Origin of the sequence: Oscillibacter sp. (assembly GCF_040505565.1) — a bacterium.
Lineage (GTDB): Bacteria > Bacillota > Clostridia > Oscillospirales > Oscillospiraceae > Oscillibacter.
This window is the reverse complement of the sequence record NZ_JBEUWZ010000015.1, coordinates 70,624-93,587: the sequence shown is the minus strand read 5'-3', so window position 1 is coordinate 93,587 and position 22,964 is coordinate 70,624. Positions and strand designations below refer to the sequence as shown.

Annotated in this window: 21 protein-coding genes; 15 read left to right on the top strand and 6 right to left on the bottom strand. The window is 57.6% G+C overall.

The window, feature by feature from the left end:
• Positions 1-24 precede the first annotated feature (24 nt).
• A complete protein-coding gene (locus tag ABWQ15_RS08655) occupies positions 25-693 on the top strand; it encodes a response regulator transcription factor (RefSeq protein ID WP_353908367.1) in 669 nt (222 codons plus the stop codon).
• Complete coding sequence (locus tag ABWQ15_RS08650; RefSeq protein WP_353908366.1) at positions 690-2,366, top strand: sensor histidine kinase; 1,677 nt, start codon at positions 690-692, stop codon at positions 2,364-2,366. Before ABWQ15_RS08655 ends, ABWQ15_RS08650 begins: the two co-directional genes overlap by 4 nt.
• 95 nt (positions 2,367-2,461) lie before the next feature.
• On the opposite strand, the gene ABWQ15_RS08645 is transcribed toward ABWQ15_RS08650, so the two are convergent.
• The 4 genes from ABWQ15_RS08645 to thyA all read right to left on the bottom strand — a co-directional run bounded on the left by ABWQ15_RS08645 (position 2,462) and on the right by thyA (position 6,391).
• Positions 2,462-2,686 (bottom strand): hypothetical protein, encoded by a 225-nt coding sequence (locus ABWQ15_RS08645; RefSeq protein ID WP_353908365.1) that lies wholly within the window; start codon positions 2,684-2,686, stop codon positions 2,462-2,464.
• Between the two features lie 113 nt (positions 2,687-2,799).
• Entirely contained in the window at positions 2,800-4,869 is a 2,070-nt protein-coding gene (gene recG, locus ABWQ15_RS08640; protein WP_353908364.1) for an ATP-dependent DNA helicase RecG, read from the bottom strand.
• A gap of 181 nt (positions 4,870-5,050) precedes the next feature.
• Positions 5,051-5,545 (bottom strand): dihydrofolate reductase, encoded by a 495-nt coding sequence (locus ABWQ15_RS08635; RefSeq protein ID WP_353908363.1) that lies wholly within the window; start codon positions 5,543-5,545, stop codon positions 5,051-5,053.
• A 15-nt stretch (positions 5,546-5,560) separates the two neighbouring features.
• Complete coding sequence (thyA, locus tag ABWQ15_RS08630; protein ID WP_353908362.1) at positions 5,561-6,391, bottom strand: thymidylate synthase; 831 nt, start codon at positions 6,389-6,391, stop codon at positions 5,561-5,563.
• A gap of 270 nt (positions 6,392-6,661) precedes the next feature.
• Between thyA and ABWQ15_RS08625 the strand changes: the two genes are divergently transcribed.
• Positions 6,662-7,519, top strand: coding sequence for a helix-turn-helix domain-containing protein (locus ABWQ15_RS08625; RefSeq protein WP_353908361.1), 858 nt, complete (start codon positions 6,662-6,664; stop codon positions 7,517-7,519).
• Between the two features lie 87 nt (positions 7,520-7,606).
• On the top strand, positions 7,607-8,923 hold the full coding sequence (locus ABWQ15_RS08620) for an MATE family efflux transporter (protein WP_353908360.1): 1,317 nt from the start codon (positions 7,607-7,609) through the stop codon (positions 8,921-8,923).
• 145 nt (positions 8,924-9,068) lie between these two features.
• On the opposite strand, the gene ABWQ15_RS08615 is transcribed toward ABWQ15_RS08620, so the two are convergent.
• The gene (locus ABWQ15_RS08615; protein WP_353908359.1) at positions 9,069-10,607 is read right to left on the bottom strand and encodes a sodium-dependent transporter; all 1,539 of its coding nucleotides are present in this window, start codon (positions 10,605-10,607) and stop codon (positions 9,069-9,071) included.
• 201 nt (positions 10,608-10,808) lie between these two features.
• Between ABWQ15_RS08615 and ABWQ15_RS08610 the strand changes: the two genes are divergently transcribed.
• The 5 genes from ABWQ15_RS08610 to ABWQ15_RS08590 all read left to right on the top strand — a co-directional run bounded on the left by ABWQ15_RS08610 (position 10,809) and on the right by ABWQ15_RS08590 (position 16,420).
• Positions 10,809-12,212: a GNAT family N-acetyltransferase gene (locus ABWQ15_RS08610; protein ID WP_353908358.1), complete on the top strand. Its 1,404-nt coding sequence runs from the start codon at positions 10,809-10,811 to the stop codon at positions 12,210-12,212.
• Between the two features lie 232 nt (positions 12,213-12,444).
• Positions 12,445-13,863 carry a spore germination protein gene (locus tag ABWQ15_RS08605; RefSeq protein ID WP_353908357.1) on the top strand — a complete coding sequence of 473 codons (1,419 nt, stop codon included), beginning with the start codon at positions 12,445-12,447 and terminating at the stop codon, positions 13,861-13,863.
• A gap of 285 nt (positions 13,864-14,148) precedes the next feature.
• Positions 14,149-15,102 (top strand): DUF2238 domain-containing protein, encoded by a 954-nt coding sequence (locus ABWQ15_RS08600; protein ID WP_353908356.1) that lies wholly within the window; start codon positions 14,149-14,151, stop codon positions 15,100-15,102.
• Complete coding sequence (locus tag ABWQ15_RS08595; RefSeq protein WP_353908355.1) at positions 15,099-15,860, top strand: acyl-[acyl-carrier-protein] thioesterase; 762 nt, start codon at positions 15,099-15,101, stop codon at positions 15,858-15,860. Before ABWQ15_RS08600 ends, ABWQ15_RS08595 begins: the two co-directional genes overlap by 4 nt.
• A 41-nt stretch (positions 15,861-15,901) precedes the next feature.
• Complete coding sequence (locus ABWQ15_RS08590; protein ID WP_353908354.1) at positions 15,902-16,420, top strand: DUF4352 domain-containing protein; 519 nt, start codon at positions 15,902-15,904, stop codon at positions 16,418-16,420.
• 74 nt (positions 16,421-16,494) lie between these two features.
• Here the strand turns inward: ABWQ15_RS08590 and ABWQ15_RS08585 are convergent, their stop codons facing one another.
• Positions 16,495-17,532: an alpha-hydroxy-acid oxidizing protein gene (locus ABWQ15_RS08585; protein ID WP_353908353.1), complete on the bottom strand. Its 1,038-nt coding sequence runs from the start codon at positions 17,530-17,532 to the stop codon at positions 16,495-16,497.
• A 175-nt stretch (positions 17,533-17,707) separates the two neighbouring features.
• On the opposite strand from ABWQ15_RS08585, the gene ABWQ15_RS08580 reads away from it, so the two are divergent.
• From ABWQ15_RS08580 to ABWQ15_RS08555, 6 genes are all read left to right on the top strand, one after another.
• Positions 17,708-18,670, top strand: a complete 963-nt coding sequence (locus ABWQ15_RS08580; RefSeq protein ID WP_353908352.1) for a DUF4349 domain-containing protein — start codon at positions 17,708-17,710, stop codon at positions 18,668-18,670.
• A 42-nt stretch (positions 18,671-18,712) separates the two neighbouring features.
• Entirely contained in the window at positions 18,713-19,342 is a 630-nt protein-coding gene (locus ABWQ15_RS08575; RefSeq protein ID WP_353908351.1) for an MBL fold metallo-hydrolase, read from the top strand.
• 65 nt (positions 19,343-19,407) lie between these two features.
• A complete protein-coding gene (locus ABWQ15_RS08570) occupies positions 19,408-19,950 on the top strand; it encodes a DUF6512 family protein (protein ID WP_353908350.1) in 543 nt (180 codons plus the stop codon).
• Positions 19,951-20,062: 112 nt separating this feature from the next.
• On the top strand, positions 20,063-20,764 hold the full coding sequence (locus ABWQ15_RS08565) for a 5-bromo-4-chloroindolyl phosphate hydrolysis family protein (RefSeq protein ID WP_353908349.1): 702 nt from the start codon (positions 20,063-20,065) through the stop codon (positions 20,762-20,764).
• Between the two features lie 41 nt (positions 20,765-20,805).
• Positions 20,806-21,990: a toxic anion resistance protein gene (locus ABWQ15_RS08560; protein WP_353908348.1), complete on the top strand. Its 1,185-nt coding sequence runs from the start codon at positions 20,806-20,808 to the stop codon at positions 21,988-21,990.
• A gap of 79 nt (positions 21,991-22,069) precedes the next feature.
• On the top strand, positions 22,070-22,964 hold an 895-nt coding region (locus ABWQ15_RS08555; RefSeq protein WP_353908347.1), incomplete at its 3' end, for a TPM domain-containing protein.

The window sequence follows — 22,964 nt, the reverse complement described above, 5'->3', positions numbered from 1 at the left end:
CCATTTTTTCAGGAGGGGCCGACGATGATCTATCTACTGGAAGACGACGACAGTATCCGGGACTTTGTGATTTACACACTGAACAGCCAGGGCATGGAAGCAAGGGGCTTTGAACGGCCCTCTGCGTTTTGGGAGGCCTGCGCCGAGACACCACCCGCCCTGCTGCTGCTGGATGTGATGCTCCCGGAGGAGGACGGCCTCACTATTTTGAAAAAGCTGCGGGCAGACGGAAAAACCGCCCGTCTGCCCATTATCCTCCTGACCGCCAAATCCACGGAGTACGACAAGGTTCTGGGGCTGGACGGCGGGGCGGACGACTACGTGGCCAAGCCCTTCGGCATGATGGAGCTTCTCTCCCGCATCCGGGCGTTGCTGCGCCGGACGGAGACGGAGGAGGAACAGTTCCGCGCGGGTGACTTGACGGTGATTCCCGCCAAGCACATCGTCCGCGTGGGGGAGCGGGACGTGGCCCTGACCCAGAAGGAATACGAGATGCTCTGCCTTTTGATCCGCAACAGGGGAAAGGTCTTTTCCCGGGAACAGCTCATCGAGAGCGTATGGGGATACGCCTTCACCGGGGAGACCCGGACCGTGGACGTCCATGTCCGCACCCTGCGCCAGAAGCTGGGAGATGAGGGAGAGTGTATCGAGACCGTCCGGGGCTATGGCTATAAAATCGGAGAGACGGAATGACAAAACGAATTTTTCACGCAATTCTCGTCGTGTCGCTGGCGGCACTGCTGGCAGCGCTGACGCTGATCATAGGCGTACTTCACGGCTACTTTGAAAGCCGGACGGAGGCGGATCTGAACCAACAGGCCGTTACCATTGCCCGCGGGGTCAGTCTTGGCGGCATGAAGTATTTTGACGGGCTGAACATTTCCAGCCGCGTGACCTGGGTGGGCCGGGATGGCACGGTTCTCTATGACAACTGGCAGGATGCCGCCACCATGGAAAACCACGGTTCTCGGGAGGAGATCAAGCAGGCCATGACTCTGGGCAAGGGCACCGCCGTCCGCTGGTCGGACACCTTGGGACAAACTGCTATCTACTGCGCCGTCCGGCTGGACGACGGCACCGTGGTTCGGGCATCCAGCACCCGGTACTCCGTCTGGGTACTGGCACTGCAAGCGGTGCAGCCGATCCTGCTGGTGGTCGCCGCGGCGCTGTTCCTGGCGGCGTTTCTGGCTTCCCGCCTGTCTAAAAGCATTGTCCGGCCCATCAATGAGCTGGATCTGAGCAATCCCAGCGGCGTATCCGAAGACTTTTACGATGAGCTGACGCCTCTTTTGGCGCGCCTGCGGATGCAAAGCCATGAGATTCACCAGCAGATGGAACAGCTGCGCCGCCGCCAGGAGGAATTTTCCGCCATCACCGAGAACATGAGTGAGGGGTTTCTGGTTCTGGACATTCGCACCCGGGTGCTGAGTAACAATTCCGCGGCGCTGCGTCTTTTGGAAACAAGCTGCGTACCCACCCCCGGTGAGACCAGCGCCTTCGTCCTCAGCCGGGAGGAGGGGTTCCGCCGCTGCGTGGAGGAGGCCCTGGCGGGCCGCCGCAGCGAGCGGATGGTGCATCGGGAAAACCTCTGCCGGCAAATCATCGCCAGCCCTGTGATGCAGGACGGACATCTGGGCGGCGCTGTGTTGGTGATTCTGGATGTGACGGAGCGGGAGCAGCGGGAGAGCCTGCGGCGGGAGTTTACCGCCAATGTCTCCCATGAGCTGAAAACACCGCTGACTGCTATCTCCGGTACGGCGGAGATTCTGGAAAACGGCACGGTGAAACCGGAGGATGTGTCCCACTTTGCGGGAAATATCCACCGGGAGGCGGGACGCCTGATCGAGCTGGTGAACGACATCATCAAGCTCTCCCGCCTGGATGAGGGCGGCGCGGAGGGCCCCTGGGAACAGGTGGATCTGTACCGTCTGGCGGGGAACGTGCTGAACCAGGTGCGCCCCGCCGCGGAGAAGCGAAAGCTGGAATTGACGCTGAAGGGCGGCCCGGCCATGGTCAGCGGCGTGCCCCAGATTCTGGAGGAGATCCTCTATAACCTGTGCGACAATGCCGTGGCATACAATCGGGAGGGCGGCAGCGTTGCCGTGACGGTGGAGGACACCGGCGAGGGCGCGCGCCTCACCGTGGAGGATACCGGCGTGGGGATTCCCCCCGAGGCGCGGGATCGGGTGTTTGAGCGGTTCTACCGGGTGGATAAAAGCCATTCCCGGGGCGGCACGGGCCTGGGCCTTTCCATCGTGAAGCACGGCGCGGCGTATTTGGGCGCCAGTGTGTCGCTGCGCAGCGAGTTGGGGAAGGGCAGCACCTTTGTCCTGTCGTTCCCGGCTGTCGGAGAGGCACGGAACTGAGCGCCTCTTTGGTTTTCTTGGAAGTGAAAAAGTCACAGGGCTCCATCGTCTCATGAAGACGATGGAGCCCCGGTTTTGTGTTATGCCCGTAACCTTTACTGCCCGTTATCCAGCAATCCGCTTGTGGCAACAATTAACCCAATGATCGCAATAATAGCAAACATGTAAAGGGCGGGCGTAAGTCCATATTGAGATAAGTTCCATAAAGTCGAATGCTGCCCGTCTATTGTCCAATCGTTGCTCATGGAACCTGCCAGAAGCACTGCAATGGATAGGAATCCGGTTAAAAACAGAAATGAACCCAGAATTACCTTCTTCATATTTTACTACCTTTCTTCAAGCATAAATTTTCTTGCTGCCTTTAGCCGCCGGGCCGTGACAGAATACGCCTGATCGGAATAGCACCGTACCGGTAGGAGGCTTTTCAGCGAGCTCAGTTGAGAGTTTCCGCGTTTTGCGCGAACAGCTCCGCCACCCGCGCCGCCGTGGCGGGACAGGCGGAGAGCTTCGGGTCTTCCGCAAGGAGCGCATCCGCGGCGGACTGCGCCTCCTTTAAAAGCGCCGCATCGCAGCCCAGGTCCGCAATCCGAAGCCCCGGCAGACCGTGCTGCCGCAGGCCGAAAAAGTCCCCGGGGCCGCGCAGACGCAGGTCCTCCTCGGCAATTTTGAACCCGTCGCCGGTTTGGGTCATGATCCGAAGGCGCTGGCGGGTCTCCTCGTTTTTGCTGTCGGAGATCAGAACGCAGTAGGACTTATGACTCCCCCGGCCAACCCGTCCCCGGAGCTGGTGAAGCTGACTGAGACCGAACCGCTCCGCATTTTCCACCACCATCACCGTGGCGTTGGGTACGTCCACACCCACCTCGATCACCGTGGTGGACACCAGAATGTCCGTCTCACCGGCGGCAAAGGCGGACATGACCGCCTCCTTTTCACGCGCTTTCATCTTTCCGTGAACAAACGCCACCCGCAGGTCGGGAAAGACCTCTGTCTGGAGCTTTTTGGCGTACTCGGTGACAGCCTTGCGCTCGTCCGGCGCGTCTTCATTTTCCGATACCTCCGGGCAGACGATATAGCACTGCCGTCCCTCCTCCGCCTGCCTGCGGAGAAAGGCATACAGCCGCCGGCGGTAGCCGCCGGAGACAGCGGAGGTGCCGATCTGCTGCCGTCCGGGAGGCAGCTCGTCAAGAATGGACACGTCCAGATCGCCGTATAAAATCAGAGCCAATGTCCGGGGGATGGGCGTGGCGGACATGACCAGCATGTGGGGACTGTCTCCCTTGGATGCCAGCGCAGCCCGCTGTCCAACGCCGAAGCGGTGCTGCTCATCCGTCACCACCAGCCCCAGATCCTGATATTCCACTCCGCCTGAGATCAGCGCGTGGGTACCGATGACAAAATCAATTTCGCCAGTGGCCAGCTGGTCGGAGATGGTCCGCTTTGTCTTGGCGGACATGGAGCCGGTCAGCAGAGCGCAGCGCACGCCGAGCTTTTCCATCATGGGGGCAAGTCCGGCATAGTGCTGCTGGGCCAGAATTTCCGTGGGGGCCATCAGCGCCGCCTGACGGCTGTTTTTCACGCAGAAGTATACGCATGCGGCCGCCACCATGGTTTTTCCGGAGCCTACATCCCCCTGACACAGTCGGTTCATTGGCTTTCCGGAGCGCATGTCGCCCAGAGCTTCCTCCACGCAGCGCCGCTGGGCGGCGGTGAGCATAAAGGGGAGGGCGTTGTAAAACGCCGCCATGTCCACCTCGCGGCAAGGAATTGTCCGCACCTCGTCCCGGCGGGAACGGAGACGCCGCAGGCCGATGGTGAACAAAAACAGCTCCTCAAATGCCAGCCGCCGCCGGGCAAGGTCCAGCGCCTCGGCAGAGGCGGGGAAATGGATGTTTTCATATGCAAAGCCGATGCGGCAGAGCTGGTGCGCCTGCCGCACAGAGTCGGGCAGCACATCCGGCAGGATGTCCGCGCAGGCGTCCAGTCCCTGCCGGATGGAGCGGGACAAAATGAGCTGGCTCACTCCGGCGGTGAGCGGGTAGACGGGGACGATGCGGCCTGTCTGCTCTCCGCGGCCCAGAGGCTCCACCACGGGATTCGCCATCTGGCGGCGGAGAAGATTTCCCTCCGCCTTGCCGTAAAAAATATAGGTCTCGCCCGCTTTCAGACTGTTTTTCAGCCACGCCTGATTAAAAAACGTCACGTCCAGAGTGCCGGAGTCGTCCACCGCCCGCAGCTTCACCAGCTCCAGCCCCTTGCGGACGCGGGAGAGGGTGGGAGCCGCGGTGACCATCGCCTCCACGCAGGCGGTTTCGCCCGGCTGGAGGTCCAGAATGTGCCTTGCCTGCGTCCGGTCGTCGTAGGTCCGAGGAAAGTAGGAGATCAGATCGCGCAGGGTGCGGATGCCCAGCTTTTCCAAAGCTTTGGCCCGCTGGCCGCCGATGCCCCGGATGAACTGCACGTCGGTATTCAGCTCCGCCAGAAAGACCGCCTCCTTTTCCAAAATTTTTCCTCTATTATAATCGTTTACAGCCCAATTGGCAAGGCACTGCGGCGATGTGTAATCGATGCTCTGCTTGATGCAAAAACGGGTCTCCCCGCAGGGAGACCCGTTTCCTATACGCGATTTTCCGGTCTGGGGCGGGGTGCTTAGCGCAGCGGAGACCGACCCGGAGGCAAAAAGCTCAGAGGTTTCGGTTGAGATACTCCAAAAACCGATAGGATATCCCGTCCTCTACGATGGGCTCCGACTGGGTGACGATTTTCCAGCAGGACAGTTTATCCAGATTGGGAAAGAACGTGTCCGCGCCCTCGACCACGGAGTCCACGCGGGTCAAGAAAACTTTTTTGCACCGGGAGAGCATGGATGCGTAAATACTTCCGCCCCCTATAACCCACACATCGTCTGCGGCGGCATCCACCATACGCAGAGCGGCGTCTACACAGTGGGCGATCTCCGCGCCCTCCCGGATGAACTGCATGTCGTGGGTGACGACGATGTTGCGCCGGTTGGGCAGCGGCTTTCCTGCGGGAAGGGATTCCAGCGTCCGGCGGCCCATAATGACCGTTCCACCGGTCGTGAGAACACGGAAGCGCCGCATGTCCTCTTTCAGGTGGAACAGCAGCTGATTGTCTTTCCCAATGGCCCAGTCCTGCGCTGCGGATAAGATCGCGTTCATGAAAAAGCCTCCCTTTCAAATAGCAATGGGGATTTTTGCCTCAAAGGGGGCGGGGACATACCCCTCCAGTTTGAAGCTGTCCCGGGTGAACTGATAAAAATCCGTGACTGACGGGTCCAAGAGAAAACGCGGAGCGGCTGTGGCCACCTGCGTCAGCATTTCTTCGATAATGGGGATGTGACGGTCATAGATGTGGGCATCCGCGATGACGTGGACCAGTTCCCCGGCCTTCAGGCCGGAGACCTGCGCCAGCATATGGACCAGAGCGGCATACTGTACCACATTCCAGTTGTTGGCGGCCAGCATGTCCTGACTGCGCTGGTTCAAAATGGCATTCAGCGTGCGGTCGGAGACGTTGAAGGTCATGGAGTATGCGCAGGGGTATAGGTGCATTTCGTGAAGATCCTGAAAATTGTAAATATTTGTCAGAATCCGGCGGCTGGCGGGATTGTGCTTCAGATCGTACAGCACTCGGTCCACTTGGTCAAATTCTCCCTCAGGGTACTGGTGCTTTACACCCAACTGATAGCCGTAGGCCTTCCCAATGGACCCGGTCTCATCGGCCCACTGGTCCCAGATCTTGGCGTTCAGGTCGCGGACATTGTTGGACTTCTTCTGCCAGATCCACAAAAGCTCGTCCACCGCCGTCTTCCAGTAGGTGCGCCGTAGCGTCAAAATGGGGAACTCGGCGGAGAGATCATAGCGGTTTACAATGCCGAATTTTTTGATGGTATGGGCGGGAGTCCCGTCCTCCCAATGAGGCCGGACCTGCTGGTCCGTGTCCCAGACGCCGTTTTGCAGAATGTCCCGGCAGTTTTGAAGAAATAACTCGTCCGCGCGGCTCATATGACCACTCCTGTTCATTTTGTCCGTATTTTATTAGTATAGCAGACACCGTCTCCGGATTCAACGGTGACCTCTATGTGAGAATCAAAAAAAGATGCCGCATTAAATTGCAGCGCTTTGGCATAATTGTGGTTGCGGGCAAGCAAAAGGTGCGGTATGATAACAAAGGCAGTTTTAACGCTGCCTTTATAAGCGCGTCCGTCGCCTACCCCATGGGGACGAGGCGATGGAGTATCGCACTGGAATTATAACCGGAGGGGGGAACGGGCAATGCCGGAGGGACTGGAAGCGGATAAACGGGGATATCTTTTGGAGAATTTTCGCCTGTTTCACCTGAGGGACACCAGCACGAAGACATTGGAGTACCACTATCACGAATTTGACAAGATCATTCTTCTGCTGAGCGGCAAGGTGACCTATATGGTGGAGGGCGTGACCTATTTTCTTCGTCCGTGGGATTTGCTGCTGGTGCCGCGCAACCAGATCCACCGGGCGGTGATTGATCCGGCGGAGCCTTATGAGCGGATGGTACTATGGCTGGGGCGGGAGTGGATGGACCGAAGGAGCGACCCTGGAGAGCCCTTGTCCGCCTGCTTTGACCTGGCCTGCCGGCGGGGGTTTCATCTCCTGCGGACGGACAGGGAGCGCAGACCCTATTATATGCGTCGGTTTCAGGAACTGGAGGAGGCGCTTCGGTCTCAGGAGTACGGCAGCAAGCGGATGGCGGACATCTGCTGCCAGCAACTTTTGATCGGCGTGAATCGGGACAGTCTGCGAGACCGGACGGCGGAGCGGGATAAGGACGCCTACCGCTCAGATCCGAAAATCGAGGAGATTCTGCGATATATTTCCGGCAATTTAGAGCAGCCGCTGACGGTGGACGCGCTGGCGGAGCGGTTTTTTCTGAGTCGGTACTACCTGATGCACCGATTCAAGGAGGTTACAGGCTACACCGTCCACCAGTATATCAGTCAGAAACGGCTGCTGCTGGCGGGAGAGCTGCTGCGGCAGGGGGCGCCGGTGATGAAGGCGGCGGAACAGGCGGGCTTTGGGGACTATTCCGCGTTTTTGCGGGCCTTCCGCGCCACGTTCCACGCCAGCCCCCGGGACTTTCAGCCCCGCCGCTGAGGGAACTTAATCCGGCGGGAATAGACTTTTAAATAGTTAGAGAGAAGATACAAAATGGGTGGCATGGTTTCAACAAGATTTTCAAATTTGGACTTACGAAAGCTGATCGTCCCGCTGGTAGTGGAACAGCTGCTGGCGATTACGGTGGGCCTTGCGGATTCGCTGATGGTAGCCCGGGTGGGCGAGGCGGCGGTTTCCGCCGTATCTCTGGTGGACGCGGTGAATGTGCTGCTGGTCAGTATGTTTTCCGCGCTGGCCACCGGCGGCGCGGTGGTGGCGGGGCAGTACATGGGGCGCAGGGAGATGGAAAAGGCCAACCGCGCAGGCGCTCAGCTTCTGCTGTTCATGGGGGAGTGCGCCGTGGGCATCACCGTACTGCTCTACTGCATCCGCACCTTTGTGCTCGGTGTGGTCTTCGGACAGATCGAAGCAGACGTGGCGGCATACGCCAATACCTACTACCTGATCGTGGAGGCGTCCACGGTGTTTCTTGCCATCTACTGTGCCGGAGCGGCACTGTTCCGGGTGATGGGAAACTCTAAAATTTCCATGTGGGTATCCCTGTGGATGAATGTGATCAACGTGGTGGGCAACGGCGTGCTGATTTTCGGCTTTCACCGGGGCGTGGAGGGCGTTGCCATCCCGACTTTGATATCCCGGGCGGTGGCGGCGGTGGCGATGGTCGTCCTGCTGAGAAGGCCCTCCCTTCCACTCCATCTGCCGGAGAAGTTTTCCTTCCGCCACGAAAAGGCCATCGTGAAAAACATCCTCCTGCTGGGTGTGCCCAACGGGGTGGAGGGCAGCATGTTCCAACTGGGAAAGCTGTTGCTGCTCTCGGTGGTCACCGCCTTCGGCACTGCGTCCGTGGCGGCCAACGCCATTGCCAACACGATTGCAAGCTTTCAGATTCTGGCCCCCCAGTCCATTGGGCTGGGAATGGTCACGGTGGTATCCCGCTGTGTGGGAGCGGGAGAGTTCTCCGATGCCCGGACCTATACCCGCAAGCTGATGCGCTGGGGGTATGCGGCCATGCTGGCGACAAACCTGCTGATTTTTGCGCTGCTGCCGTTGCTGCTGCGGCTTTACGATCTCTCTGCGGTGGCTACGGATTATGCACGCATTCTTTTGCTGCTGCACGGCGGCATCGGCATCCTGATCTGGCCCGTGGCTTTTCAGCTGCCGCAGACACTCCGGGCCGCAGGCGACACCCGGTTTACCATGATTGTATCCTCCGCATCCATGTGGGCGTTCCGGGTGGTACTGGGCGTCATCATGGCGAAGACCTTTCAGATGGGTGTCCTGGGCATGTGGGGAGCCATGTTTGTGGACTGGGTTGCGCGCAGCATTGTGTTCATCCTGCGCTACCGGGGTCGCCGCTGGGAGAGCAAGGCACTGAAGGACTGATGAAGTGAGAAATTTTTGCACTGTGGTAAATATCATCTTAACAATTTAGAAAATTGTGATATTCTAATGTCATTAAACCGCAAAAAAGCCCGGAGAGCGCCGAGCGACGCCCTCCGGGAGGATAACAGGGGGGAAGATAAAGCCTTTATTTTTTGAGCGCCGCTTTCTTCTTGGGAGAGGTCAGCGCGGCGGCCAGACCGACCACGCAGACGACGATGCCCGCAATATAGCCGATGCTGGTGGCACCCGCTCCGAAGAAGGATGCGATTTGCCCGGACAGGATCAGGAGCATGCCCAGCGGAGCGAGGAGCTTCATGCACAGGGCGAAGAAGCCGTCGATGCCGGTGCCGCAGCCGGAGTGGATCTCATCCAGCATGGACTTGGGCTGGATTTCCCAGCCGATCATAATGCTCATCAGCAAAGCGCCCAAAGGCATTGCAAGACCCTCGGAGAGCATATCCATGAAGTCCAGCCAGCAGTCGTTCCAGCCGGCGATACCCAAAGACTGGCCGGGGACCCACACGCCGTTGGAGCCGAGGCCGTCCACAGCCACGAGAGTGGCTTCCACCATAATCGCGAGGCAGACGATCAAAACGGTTTTGGGGCGGTTGGGCTTTTTGCCCTGCTGGGTCGCCCGGTCCATGAAGAACGTGGCGATAACTTCGACCAGGGAGATGGCGGAGGAGATGGCGGCGATCAGCACCAGCAGATAGAAGATCACGCCGAACAGAGCGCCGACGCTGCCCATGCTGTTGAACACGTTTTGCAGCGTGACGAACAGGAGGCTGGGGCCGCCCAGAGCGATCTTGCCCACGGGAATGCCCTGCTGGATGCCATAGGCCACGGCGGCGGGGATGACGGCGATGCCGGCCATAATGGCGACCGTGGTATCGGCGATCACGATGATGCCGGAGTTCTTGACCAGGTTCTCCTTCTTATCGAGGTAGGAGCCGTAGGTAATCATGGCGCCCATAGCCAAGGACAGGGAGAAGAACATCTGCCCGCCGGCAGTGGAGATGACGGTGCCGAGGCTGGGAGCGGAGTCAATGAAACCGCCCGCCACCGCGTAGCCGGGGACGAACATGAACTTCAGGCCCTCGACGGCGCCCGGCATGGACAAACTCTTGATGATGATGATGACCAGCATCACGAACAGGGCGGGCATACCGACATTGTTGAATTTCTCAATGCCGCCGGAGATGCCGCCGCGGTTGATGAGGTAGCAGATGATCATGAACAGCAGAGTGTAGACCACGCAGCCCCAGGGATTTGTCAGCATCGCGCCGAATAGGTCGCCTCCGGCAATCGCCGGGTTCCGGAAGGCCAGATTGCTCAGGTTCAGAGCCATGTACTCGATGCAGTAGCCGCCCAGCACGGAATAGAAGCTCATGATGATGAACGGAGAAAAGACCGCCAGCCAACCGATCCACTTGAACCGACTGGACACGGCATGGTACGCGCCGATGGGTCCGGTGCCGGTTTTACGGCCAAGCGCCAGCTCTGCCATCATAATGGTGAAGCCCACAAAAAGTGCCAACAACAGGTAGACGATCAAGAAGGTAAATCCCCCCGATTTACCCATCTTGTATGGAAAGCCCCAAATGTTGCCGAGGCCGACGGCCGAGCCGATTGCCGCCAGCAGGAAGCCAATGTTACTTCCCCAACTGCCTCTCTCGTTTTCCACAAATAACCCCTCTTTCTTAAATGGATTTCTCGATAAAATATACTATGAATAAAGTGTGAAGTCAAGGGGAAGAGGTAAAAAGTATACAAAAACTTTTTATAAATTTGTGACGGAATTAACAAAATATACAAACAAAACCATAAGACTGCGTTTGCAGGGAGAATAACCGACTTCCGGCAAACCGGGAAAGGACTTAAGTGCATGCTGAATTTTACGCCGATCACCGCCGAGCACGGAGATCTTCTGCGCCGGTATTATGAAAACTGCAATTATGGGCTGTGTGAATATTCCACAGGGACGAAGCTGATGTGGGGAGAGCACCTCCTCCCTGCTTTTACGGAAGCCGCGGGCTGCCTGATTGTCCGCAACGGGGCGGAAAAAAAGATGGTGTTTGATTATCCCGTCCCCGGTCCTGAGGGGGATGAGGACGCGGCCCTTTCGGCAATAGAGGACTGGTGCATGGAAAATGGAATGCCACCGGTGATCTCTGTGGTCCCCGAGGCGAAAGCACCCAAACTGCTCCAGCGCTACCCGTATGCTGCGGTGCGCAATGTTCGCACATGGCAGGACTATCTGTATAAAACGGAAGATCTGCAGACCTTTTCCGGACGGAGGTATTCCGGCCAGCGCAACCATATCAAGAAATTCCGGACCGTCTGCCCGGACGCGGAGTTCAGGCCGCTGACGGCGGCGGACGTGCCGCTGATTGACCGGTTTTGGGAGGATTATGGCGGAGAGTTTGCCAAGGGGGACGATCCCAGAGCAGCGGGAGAGCTGAAGCTGGCCAAACGGATGATCGATCAGTTGGATAGACCATGGTATCTCTGCGGCGGAATGCTGAATGGGGACAAATTGATATCCCTTGCGCTGGCGGAGCGGTGTGGTGATACCCTTATCATACACATTGAGAAAGCACTGTATTCCTATGTGGGAGTCTATCCGACCATGGTGCAGGCGTTTGCGCAGCACTTTGGCGGAGGTTCCGTCTGGATCAACCGGGAGGACGACGCCGCCGACATGGGACTGAGGACCTCGAAGCTGCAATACGGACCGGATCATCTGGCCCCTAAGTATCATTTTGCCCCCCAGAATGAGCTTTTGTATCATGTAAAAGCCATTCCCGAGTTGAAGACGGCGCGGCTTACCCTATCTGAGCTGACGGAGGAGGATATCCCCGCTTACAATGCGCTGGTGTTGGACGGGGAGCGGAATCGCTGGTGGGGTTATGACGATGTGGCGGGATTGGACAATCCAATGACGGAGCGGAGCTTTTATGAGGTCACCCAGCGGGATTTCCACAATTGCGCGGCGGTCAATTTCGCCATCCGGCTGGATGGAAAGCTGATCGGCGAGGCGATTCTTTACCGCTTCAACTACCGGGGCGATGCGGAGCTGGGCTGCCGCATTGCGGAAGAATACAAAGGCTGGGGCTTCGGTACGGAGGCCTTTGCCGCCGCTGCGAACTGGGGGCTGTACGGCGTCCATCTGACGCGGATCGTGGCGAAGTGTTTTAAAAAGAACGAGGCGTCCCGGAAAATGCTCTCCTCCTGTATGCGGCCCAACGGCGAGGACGAGACTTATTACTATTTTGAAAAGCTGGTGTGAGCCAGTAAAAGAGCATGCTTTTTAATTGAGATTTGTATCAACAGCTGATAAGAAGGTCCCGGAGCGAGAGCTCCGGGACCTCCGCTTGCATAGCCGAATCCTCCAAAAATCGGTCGGCAGACCATCCCGTACGCAGTACGAGAGGAGCAGCCACATCTTTTTGACGTATCGGCGGTTTTTACATAACTTTACCGTTCAAAATCCATACTAAGCCACGAAAGGGAGGCGCAGTATGGAACAGCTTTCAAACCATTACGACGACAATGTCCGATACATTAACACGCTGCTGGGCGTGGGCCGCAACTGCGATCTGGTTTCGCGGGACCTTATCATCGGCGGTCGGAAAGCCCGCATCTGGGTGATCGACGGATATGGTCAAGACGCCATTTTGGAGCGAATGGGGGCATTTTGGCTGTCCCTGAGTCCTGAACAGGTGAGAGCATTCACCCAAATGCAGGATTTCGCGGACCGGTTTATCACATTTTCCGAAACCAATGTAACGTCCGATCTGGTGGACATCGCGACCTCCGTTTTGCTGGGAAAGACGCTTCTTTTGATGGAGGGCATTTCTGGCGGTGCGCTGATGGACGCAAAAGGCTATCCCCTCCGCAGCGTTGATGAACCCGCGGACGGGAAGGTTCTGCGGGGCGCGCATGACGGCTTTGTAGAGGCTGTCGTTCCCAACATGGCGCTGCTGCGCCGCCGTATCCGGGACCCGCACCTGACGATGGAAAGTCACAAGGTGGGCGGACGGAGTCGGACGGACGTGGTATTGTGTTATATGGACGACCGGGTGGACCATAAGCTATTGGATCAGCTGCGCAGAAAGCTGGACGGCATCGACGTTCACTCCCTCTCCATGGGGCAGGAGAGCTTGGCGGAGGCCATCCGCCCAAAGCAATGGTATAATCCCTTCCCAAAAATTCGATATACCGAGCGGCCCGATACGGCGGCGGCCACGGTTCTGGAGGGGAACATTGTGGTGCTGGTAGACAATACTCCGGCGGTGATGCTGCTGCCCACTACGCTTTTTGATTACTCTCAGGAGATCAACGATTTTTACTTTCCGCCTTTGGTGGGGACGTATCTGCGTATCCTGCGGATGACTATGATGCTGCTGAGCCTGTTTATCACGCCGATGTGGTACCTGCTGGTAAACAAACCTAACCGTATGCCGGACTGGTTGATTTTTTTGGCGAAGCCGGAGCCCTGTGCACTGCCCCTGCTGGCACAGCTGATGGTGGTGGAATTCCTGATCGATCTTTTGAAGCTGGCGTGCCTCAACACGCCCAATGCGCTGTCCAATTCGTTTTCCATGCTGGGAGCCTTGGTTTTGGGGGATTTCGCGGTCCAGGCGAAGTGGCTGACTCCGGAGGTATTGGTCTATATGGCCGCCGTGTCCATTGTCGGATTTTCCCAGCCCAGCTTTGAGATGGGGTACGCGGTGAAGCTCTTGAGAATGCTGCTTTTGATTCTGTCGTCCGCTTTTGATTTTTGGGGCTTGATAGGGGGAACGCTTCTGATTATTTGGCTGGTTGTGACCAACCGGCCCGTGGTGGGGCCGGGATACCTGTATCCGCTTATTCCGTTTAACGGCAAGGCGCTAAAAAGGCTGCTGCTGCGGGAGCCGATCGGCAAACACAATACCTGACGGGAGACGGTTCCTACTTCTGGGGACCCATCTTTTTCCGCGCCGGAAAAGGATGGGTCCCAGCGCGTGGAGCGCCCAACTCTTGTCAGCAGAGTGCTTTTGTGGTATCCTGATATTCTATGCCGGAGTCGGAAAGCGCCGCGCCGCACGGGGTACGGACGGGGGACCCGCCGGCCAAGCGTATCCTGTCCGGTTTTATTTTGGCCCGTAAGGCCGCCTGTGAGGTGAACGGAAGTAGGGAGGAGCCGGCTGCGATCAGCCAGAGAGAGGGGGGGGGTAAAGAACATGAATCCAAAGAAAAAGCGCCGGCGGATTGAATGGCGGAATTACAGGGAAGCCATGCGGAAGGAGCTGCGGGAGCATAAGAGCTCGTTCGTTGTGTTTTCTTTTCTTCGGGTGCTGGTGTGTTTCACTCTGGCGCGTCAAATCTGGAGGGGCAGCTATGAAAGCGCGTTTTTCTGCGCGCTGACACTGCTGCTGCTCTATGTTCCCAGCTGGGTGCAGGTGCGGATGCGGATTGAGCTGCCACCTCCTCTGGAGATCTCTGTGCTGTGCTTTATCTTTGCGTCGGAGATTTTAGGCGAGGTCAACGCGTTCTATATTGTCATACCCCTCTGGGACACGGTTTTGCATGTTCTCAACGGCTTCCTCGCCGCGGCGGTGGGTTTTTCCATGGTGGTGCTGCTGAACGACGATCCCCGGCTGACCTTTGATCTGTCGCCGGCGTTTATGGCGCTGACGGCGTTTTGCTTCTCCATGACCAGCGGGGTGCTGTGGGAGTTTTTTGAGTTTAGCTGCGACTACTTTCTTGGGACAGACATGCAGAAGGACACCATTATCCACACGATCCATTCCGTGACGCTAGACGCCACGCGAACCAACAGGGCGGTGACTATCCCCGACATCACCGATGTGGTCGTCAACGGAAAGAGTCTGGGACTTGGCGGCTATCTGGATATCGGCCTCATTGATACCATGAAGGATCTGCTGGTAAATTTCATCGGTGCAGGCATTTTCTCCGTCATCGGCTTTTTCTATGTGAAAAGCCATGGCAGAAAGCAGACCGCGGCCCAGGTCTTTGTCCCCAGCCCCAAGGAAGCGGGCCGGGATTACCTGAAGCAGGCCCGGGAGCGTAGCGCCGCAGGAGAGTCGTCGAAACCCGCGCCGAAGAGGGATGGGGGCAGAAGGAAGAAACAAAATCAGAGAGCGGCCAAGGATAAAAAGGAGAGGATTTTGTGAGAGCGTTTCAACAATGGCAGACGGAGAACAGCTATGCGCGGGAGGTGGAGCTTGCCTTTGCCGACTGTGACCGGAATAAAAATGTCCGACCGGCAAAGCTTTTAAGTCTGATGGCGGCGATGGCGGGCTTTGACTACGATGCCCGGGGACTCACGTATCAGCGGCTTTACGCCATAGGGCAGGTATTTTTGCTGTCCCGCATGGCTTTGCGGATTCACCGCAGGCCCGAAAACAGGGAGGTGCTCACCGTGTCGACCTGGGAGGATGGCGTCCACGGGGCGCACATGCGCCGGGTGTATGAGATGACGGATGAAAGCGGAAACGTGTGCGTCAGCGCAAAGAGCGAGTGGATTTTAGTTGATCCGGCGGAGCGAAAGATTCTGCGTCCCTCCAGCTTTACGGGCAAGATTCTGACCACCTGTCCTAAGCCGATTGACTGCCCGGACTGCCGCAGGATCGCCCTGCCGCAGGAGGGAACGGAGGTACTGGGGACCCGCCTGATCCGCTGGTCCGATCTGGACGGCAACGGCCACGTTTACAGCGGGAATTACGGCGACATCGTTTGGGATTTCCTGCCTGCGGATTTGCAGGCAGCCCCGCTGCGGGAACTGTACATGAATTATAGCCGGGAGGCCACGCTGGGAGAGACTTTGACGCTCCGGGGCTTTCGAGAAAGAGACGCCTATACCGTGGAGGGCCGCCTGGGGGAGGAACACTGTTTCTCCTGCCGGTGCGAGTTCGGAACCGCTGGGCGATGAGATAGAGAGAAGAAGAGAGAAAAGAGGACTTGTTAATGAGAATGAAAAAGAGAAATTGGATTCTGGCGATGGCGTTGGTCCTGATGCTGGGGCTGACCGGCTGTGGCGGAAGCGGGGAAGAATATGAAGAGGGCCGCATCGGCGATGTGATGCACGATCAGTTTTTTGACTTCACAGTCAATAGTGTTTTCACCTGTGATACATATGAGGGATATACCCCTGAAGCGGGCAGACAGCTGCTGGTGGCGGAACTGACGGTCAAGAACACGTTCAACGAGACGATCCCTATGTTCGACACCGACTTTCAGGCCCAGTGGAATGACAAGGAGGATCAGGACAACGCGTTTTCCAATCCAATTGAGACCATTGTGAGTGGAGACCAGATGGAGGCGGAGTATAATCTGGCGGTGGATGAGGAACGGACGGGCCTGCTGATTTTTGAGGTTCCGGAAGACCTTCAGGATTTCTCCATCGTCTATCTGGAGGAGTTTGACGACGACACCACCGGAAATCTGTACCAGGTGTACTTCACCGCGAAAGACGCGGGAACAACCGTGTGACGGCGGAGAACGGGATAAAAAGCGGCGGCTCCGGAATTTGTTCCGGGGCCGCCGCTTTCTGCGCTCATGGAAGATCAGAGATTTTCAAGATCGCGGGGCGTCATAATCATATCCCGCCGGATATCAGATAGACTGTGGGCGCCGCACATGGCCATAGTGTCGCTCAGCTCGGCCTTCAGCTTGTCTACATAGATCTGCACGCCCTCGGCCTCGCCGCCGTACACCATGGTGACGAAAGGACGGCCGATGAGCACTGCGTCCGCGCCCAGAGCCAGCGCCTTGAACACATCCATGCCGGTGCGGATGCCGCCATCCACGAAGATGGTCAACTTACCGCCCACCGCGTCTACAATGGAGGGCAGAACCTCCGCCGTGGCGGGGCAGTTGTCCAGAACGCGGCCACCGTGGTTGGATACTACAATGCCGCTGGCTCCGGCTTTCAGGGCTTTCTTAGCACCCTCCACCGTCATGATCCCCTTCAGAATGAACGGCTTTTTTGCCCAGGCCGCAATCTCACGCAGCTCGTCCACCGTTTTGCTGCCGGCAGGGGGCTGCAAATTCTTCAGGAAGGGCAGGCCTGCGGCATCGATGTCCATGGCGACGGCAAAGGGGTCCGCCGTGGCGACCAGCTCCATCTTCTGCTGAATCAGCTCCATATTCCAGGGCTTGATGGTGGGCACGCCGTGTCCGTGGCTGGAGGCGATGGCCTTTACCGTACCTTCTACTACGGCAGGATTGGTGCCGTCTCCGGTAAAGGCGGCAATACCTGCGGCGGCACAGGCGGAGACTAAAATGTCATTATAGGTGAGATCGTCGTACTTGTCGCCGTAATGAAGAGTCATTGCGCCGACAGGAGCGGCAAATACCGGCAGATCAAAGGTCTGACCGAAGACCTTGAAGGCGGTGTCCACGGGCTTGTTTTCGCAGATGGTGTCCATGTTGACGCACAGTTCCTGCCACTTCTGATAGTTGCGGATGAAGCCGGTGCCGATCCCCTTGGCTCCGGGCCCCGGAACGGTGTTTTTACAGACCAGGCCATTGCAGACCGGGCAGGCTTTGCAGTGGGGGCCGACACAGGTGCGGGCGTTTTCCAGTACTTCCTGATATGTCATGATGCGACTCCTCCTAATGATGCGCGAGCATTCGCGCGTGTACTTTTACTATTACTATATTAACGCCGCTCAGGCAAAAAGGCAAGGAATCGTGCAACATTTCCAAGTGCCCTGCGTCTAAAGAAGCAAGTACCTCCGTTTGGAAGACGGAGGGTGAAAAAACAAGGAGGATGGAATGATGAAAAGAAAGCTTGCGGGGCTCTTGATTCTGATCTGCCTGATGACGCTGTCGGCAGGCTGCGGTGCGTCCGGCACATCCAGCACGTCCGGCGCGTCCGGCGAGACCGGAACGGAGATGTCCATGCCCGCCATGGACGGGAAGGCGACGGAAGGCTACGGAGGCATGGAGCTGTCAAGTACGGCCCAGACAGGTCAGGCTGACCGGGCGAGTAATGCTGACCGAGAAAATGAGGCCAAGCGCATCTATACCGCAGATTTGAGAATGGAGACCACCGCGTTTGATGACGCTGCAAAAGGCCTTGCCGCTCTGGTGGATGAGCTGGGCGGCTGGATGCAGAGCAGCAGTGTGGATTACGGCGGCTCCGGTTACCGGTACGGGAATTACACCGCCCGAATTCCCCAGGAGAAATTCGACCAGTTTATCAGCCGGGCGGGAAAGTTGTGTCATGTGGTCTACAGCAATTCCAATGTGGAGGACGTCAGCGAGGCGTATTACGATACGGCGGGGCGGCTGGAGACACAGCAGACAAAACTGAAGCGGCTCCAGACCCTTCTTTCCCAGGCAAAGGATATGGAGGACGTCATTACCATCGAAAGCGCCATTTCCGATACGGAGAATCAGATCGAATCCCTCTCCGGAGATTTGAAGCACTATGACTCTCAGATCGACTATGCCACGGTGACTCTTTCCCTGAGCGAGGTCTACCAACTCTCCAACGTGGAGCAGCCCGCCGCAGGCTTTGCCGACCGAATCGTTGGGGCGCTTTCCACGGGGGCTCACGAGTTTGTGAATTTCATACAGGGTACGCTTGTGATTCTGGCCTATGCCTGGGTGTGGGTGCTGCTGATTGCGGTCGTGCTGACTGCGGGGATCTTCATGATCCGCAGGAAACGGAAGACCCTGCAGAAGGCCGAGCAGAAGCCGCTGCCGGAAAAGCGGGATGACAAAGTGGAATAAATTTGTTATAATCATTCCAGAAGTGAGAAGGAGGGCATTTTTATGACTATCACATGGCAGGGCCACTCCTGTTTTCTTTTGGAACAGGATGGATTTCGAGTCGTTATTGATCCCTATACCCGCGTTCCCGGCTATCCGGCGCTGGAGCTGGAGGCCCATGCGGTTTTTTGCAGCCACGGCCATTACGACCACAATTACACGGATGCAGTGAAACTGCTTCCAAAGGTGGAAAGCCCCTTTTCCGTGGAGGAGGTGGCCTCGTTCCACGACGGAGAAGAAGGTGCGCTCCGGGGGGCGAACACCATCCGCGTCCTTGCGGCGGGAGGCGTTCGAGTCTGCCATCTGGGGGATCTTGGACATCCGCTCTCAAAGGAGCAGCTGGCCGCCATCGGCGAATGCGACGCGGTGCTGGTCCCCGTGGGCGGGACGTACACGGTGGATGCCGCAGGAGCGAAAGCCGTCTGCGATGCGCTGAAACCCAAAATTGTGGTCCCCATGCACTACCGTCACGCGCCTTATGGGCTGGAGAAGCTGTCTGGCGTGGAGGATTTTCTGCGGCTGTGGCCCGCGTCGGCGGTGCGGCGCCTGCCGGGCAGCTCCTTTACCTATCTTCCCAAAGAAAACTCCGGAACGGACGCGCCGGTGGTTCTGGTTCCAAAGTATCCCGCCTGAGTGCATAGTTCCCAGCCTTCTGCGTAAACTGTCCTCACAGGCAGTTTTTGGATGGAGGCGAGAGCATGGGCAAGGCGGCGCGGCGGCGTGGATTTTTTTGGGCACTGAGCGGTTTTCTCTTCACCGTGGCAGCGGGAACGGTGCTGCATTTTCTTTGGAAGTGGACGGGGCAGAACCGTGTCGCGGCAGCGTTCTCTGCCGTGAACGAGTCCACGTGGGAACACATGAAGTTGCTGTTTTTTCCGGCCTTCCTGTTCTCCATGATCGAGGTGTGGTTTCGGGATTCTCCCAATTTTCTCGCGGCGCGGGGACTTTCCCTCTGGATGGGAACGGCGCTGGTGCCGGTTTTGTTTTACACGTATACCGGGATCACGGGTATTCGTGTCCTGTGGGCGGATATCGCCGTGCTTGTTTTTTCAGCGGCGGCAGTTTTCCTGCTGGACCTGTGTCTGAGACGGACGGGGCGGTTCACCTCCGGATGGCAGCAGGCGGCAGGCCTGGCGGCGTTGTGGGTATTGGCGCTTGTGTTTGTCCTGTGGACCTACCGCCCGCCCCAGCTGCCTCTGTTTTGGGACGCTGCGGCGGGAGTTTACGGAATCCCTTCGTAAATTATTTGTAAACACCCCCTGAAACGATGGCGTTTCAGGGGGCTTTCTCTTGACCGGGGACTTTCAACGGGAGTATAATAACTTATTGAATTTTGAGGCGAGGAGGCCTTTTATGACGATCCATAAATCCGTTGCCCCATTTTACGCGGTGGCTGTCGCCGCCCTTGGGTACGCACTGTTTTTTCCCCTGTATCAACCCGCTCACTTTGCGCTGCTGACGGCCATCGCTCTGGCGGTGTTTTTCGGTGTGACGCTGCTGTGCAAAGGCGCGGCATCCAATGCCGCCGCAGCGGAGAAAAAGGCGGAGGAGAAACCGGCGGAGGAGAAACCCACCGGCAATGCGGAGCTGGACAAGGCACTGAAGGACGGCCGTCTGGCTTTGGCCGAGATGCGGCGGCTGGACGACAATATCGCCGATCCCGGCATCTCTGCCGATATTGTGCGGCTGGAGCAGGTATCTCAAAAAATCTTTGATTTTGTCAAAGAGCACCCGGATAAGCTTCCCCAGATCCGCAAATTCATGGATTACTACCTGCCCACCACACTAAAGCTCCTGAACTCCTATGACCGGGCCGCGTCCGCGGGCGTGGAGGGCGAGAACATCAACTCCCTGCTGACCAAGGTTGAGGGCATGATGCGCACCATTGTGGCGGCGTTTGAAAAGCAGCTGGACTCCCTATTCGGCAGCGAAAATCTGGACATCTCCACGGATATCACGGTGCTGGAGACCATGATGGCCCGGGAGGGCCTTGTGGGCGACCAGCTCCACGCCCAGACGAATCCACCCGACGGCGACATTAAGCTGGACCTTTGAAAACAAAAGCAACTAAGTGAACAATAATGGAGGAAGAAACAATGTCTGATGAGAACAGCATAATGCCGGAGCTTACTTTGGAACCTACCCAGGCCGCAGCGGCGGAGGCCGTCCCCGAGCTGACGCTGGAAAGTGCTCCCGCTCCTGTCGCTCCCGCGCAGGCGGCTCCCAAGCCGGAGATCACCCCCGTTCAGATGGATGAAAGCCTTCTGAACGATCAGGAAAAGAAGGCCGTGGAGGAGTTTTCCAAAAAAATTGACATCTCTGACTCCAATATGATCTTGCAGTACGGAGCGGCGGCCCAGAAGAATGTGGCGGGCTTCTCCGAAAGCGCTCTCAGCTCCGTGAAGACCAAGGATCTGGGTGATGTGGGGAAGTCTCTTTCCGAGTTGGTGGTGGAGCTGAAGGGCTTTGGCGAGGACGAGGAGAAAAAAGGACTGCTTGGCATGTTCAAAAAGGCTGGCAATAAAATGGAGACCATGAAAGCTCAGTATTCCAAGGTGGAGACCAACGTGGACCGCATTTCCCACGAGCTGGAGCAGCATCAGATCACTCTGATGAAAGACGTGGCGATGTTTGACCAGATGTATGAGTTGAACCTGAAGTACTATAAGGAATTGACCATGTACATTCTGGCGGGCAAGAAGAAGCTGAACGAGTACCGGGCCGGGGAGCTGGAGGCGCTGCGTAAGAAGGCGGAGACCAGCGGTGCGCAGGAGGACGCTCAGGCCTATAACGACAAGGTCCAGATGTGCGAGCGGTTTGAAAAGAAAATTCACGATCTGGAGCTGACCCGCATGATCTCCGTTCAGATGGGCCCCCAGACCCGTCTGCTGCAAAATAACGATACGATGATGGTGGAGAAGATCCAATCATCGCTGGTGAACACGATTCCCCTGTGGAAGTCCCAGATGGTGCTGGCGCTGGGACTGGAGCATTCCCGTCAGGCCACGGCTGCTCAGTCCGCTGTCACCAATATGACCAACGAGCTTTTGAAAAAGAACGCGGATATGCTGAAAATGGGGACCATCGCCACCGCCAAGGAGTCGGAGCGGTCCGTGGTGGACATTGAGACGCTGCAGCACACCAACCAGCAGCTCATCTCCACGCTGGACGAGGTTATGAACATCCAGCGGGACGGCGCTGTTAAGCGGAAGGCCGCCGAGGCCGAGCTTGGCCGCATCGAGGGCGAGCTGAGGCAAAAGCTCATGGAGCTGCACAATTAAGCGCGCCGCAGACTTTATCTGAGGACGCCGGCCATATGAAAAAAGGGAGGCCGGAGGAATCCGTAAAAAGGGGTAGAACATGAAGTTTTTTCAAAAACGCGGCGTGGCGGCGGTCGTCATGCTGCTGGCGCTGGCGATTTCCGTCGCCATCGGACAGGCGAAAAAGCCCTCCGAAAATACGCCGGAGGCATCTACCAGCGTGGTTGGAAGCTATACTTATGTGCTGGATGAGAAGAGCGTTTTGTCCGATCAGACCTGCGCGCATATCGATGCCATCAACGCCAGTCTCTTTGCCCAGACCGGGGCGCAGATTGCCGTGGAGGTGATCTCCACCACCGGAAACACGGACATCGGGGACTATGCCGCGCAGGAGTTCAACCGTTTGGGCGTTGGCTCCGCGGAGCGGAACAACGGAATTCTTCTGGTGTTGGCACTGGATAACTATTATGAAGGCCAGCCCGGCGGAGACTATTATGTAGGCTGGGGCAAAGGTTTTTCCACCAATGAGGGCGACTCCATCAACAGCATCATGAACAGCAACATGGAGTCCGACTTTGTGAAGGGAAACTACGATGGCGCTGTTTTGAGTACGTTCGACGCCCTGACAAAGTATCTGGCCCACGGGTACGGCGTCAAGGTGAAGGAGAACTACATTCCTGCCGTACAGGATACGTACTCCTCTATCGGCGGAGACTATCGCTCGGAGTCCAGCGGATACTTTGAGCCCACGGCGTCCTCCCTACTGGGGCAGGCAATTATGATGCTGTTGGTACTGCTGGTGATTTGGGTTCTGCTGGATCGGATGCGGTACAACCGCTATCGGCGGCGGTACATGCGGCCGGGTATGGGTGTGCCTACCGTGATGTATTACCCGGTCTTCTGGGGAAGACCTCACCGTCCTCGCCCGCCTCGTCCGCCGCACCACAATAACCGTCCTCCCAGAGGCCCGGGTGGTTTCGGCGGCAGCGGCGGAG

Bases quoted from the DNA above. Each gene is read 5' to 3' on its own strand.
- ABWQ15_RS08570 (WP_353908350.1), top strand. From the start codon at position 19,408: ATGGGCAAGGCGGCGCGGCGGCGTGGATTTTTTTGGGCACTGAGCGGT.
- ABWQ15_RS08590 (WP_353908354.1), top strand. From the start codon at position 15,902: ATGAAAAAGAGAAATTGGATTCTGGCGATGGCGTTGGTCCTGATGCTG.
- thyA (WP_353908362.1), bottom strand. From the start codon at position 6,391: ATGAGCCGCGCGGACGAGTTATTTCTTCAAAACTGCCGGGACATTCTG.
- ABWQ15_RS08565 (WP_353908349.1), top strand. From the start codon at position 20,063: ATGACGATCCATAAATCCGTTGCCCCATTTTACGCGGTGGCTGTCGCC.
- ABWQ15_RS08650 (WP_353908366.1), top strand. From the start codon at position 690: ATGACAAAACGAATTTTTCACGCAATTCTCGTCGTGTCGCTGGCGGCA.
- ABWQ15_RS08605 (WP_353908357.1), top strand. From the start codon at position 12,445: ATGGAACAGCTTTCAAACCATTACGACGACAATGTCCGATACATTAAC.
- ABWQ15_RS08645 (WP_353908365.1), bottom strand. From the start codon at position 2,686: ATGAAGAAGGTAATTCTGGGTTCATTTCTGTTTTTAACCGGATTCCTA.
- ABWQ15_RS08610 (WP_353908358.1), top strand. From the start codon at position 10,809: ATGCTGAATTTTACGCCGATCACCGCCGAGCACGGAGATCTTCTGCGC.
- ABWQ15_RS08655 (WP_353908367.1), top strand. From the start codon at position 25: ATGATCTATCTACTGGAAGACGACGACAGTATCCGGGACTTTGTGATT.
- ABWQ15_RS08625 (WP_353908361.1), top strand. From the start codon at position 6,662: ATGCCGGAGGGACTGGAAGCGGATAAACGGGGATATCTTTTGGAGAAT.
- ABWQ15_RS08560 (WP_353908348.1), top strand. From the start codon at position 20,806: ATGTCTGATGAGAACAGCATAATGCCGGAGCTTACTTTGGAACCTACC.
- ABWQ15_RS08575 (WP_353908351.1), top strand. From the start codon at position 18,713: ATGACTATCACATGGCAGGGCCACTCCTGTTTTCTTTTGGAACAGGAT.
- ABWQ15_RS08600 (WP_353908356.1), top strand. From the start codon at position 14,149: ATGAATCCAAAGAAAAAGCGCCGGCGGATTGAATGGCGGAATTACAGG.
- ABWQ15_RS08635 (WP_353908363.1), bottom strand. From the start codon at position 5,545: ATGAACGCGATCTTATCCGCAGCGCAGGACTGGGCCATTGGGAAAGAC.
- ABWQ15_RS08580 (WP_353908352.1), top strand. From the start codon at position 17,708: ATGATGAAAAGAAAGCTTGCGGGGCTCTTGATTCTGATCTGCCTGATG.
- ABWQ15_RS08585 (WP_353908353.1), bottom strand. From the start codon at position 17,532: ATGACATATCAGGAAGTACTGGAAAACGCCCGCACCTGTGTCGGCCCC.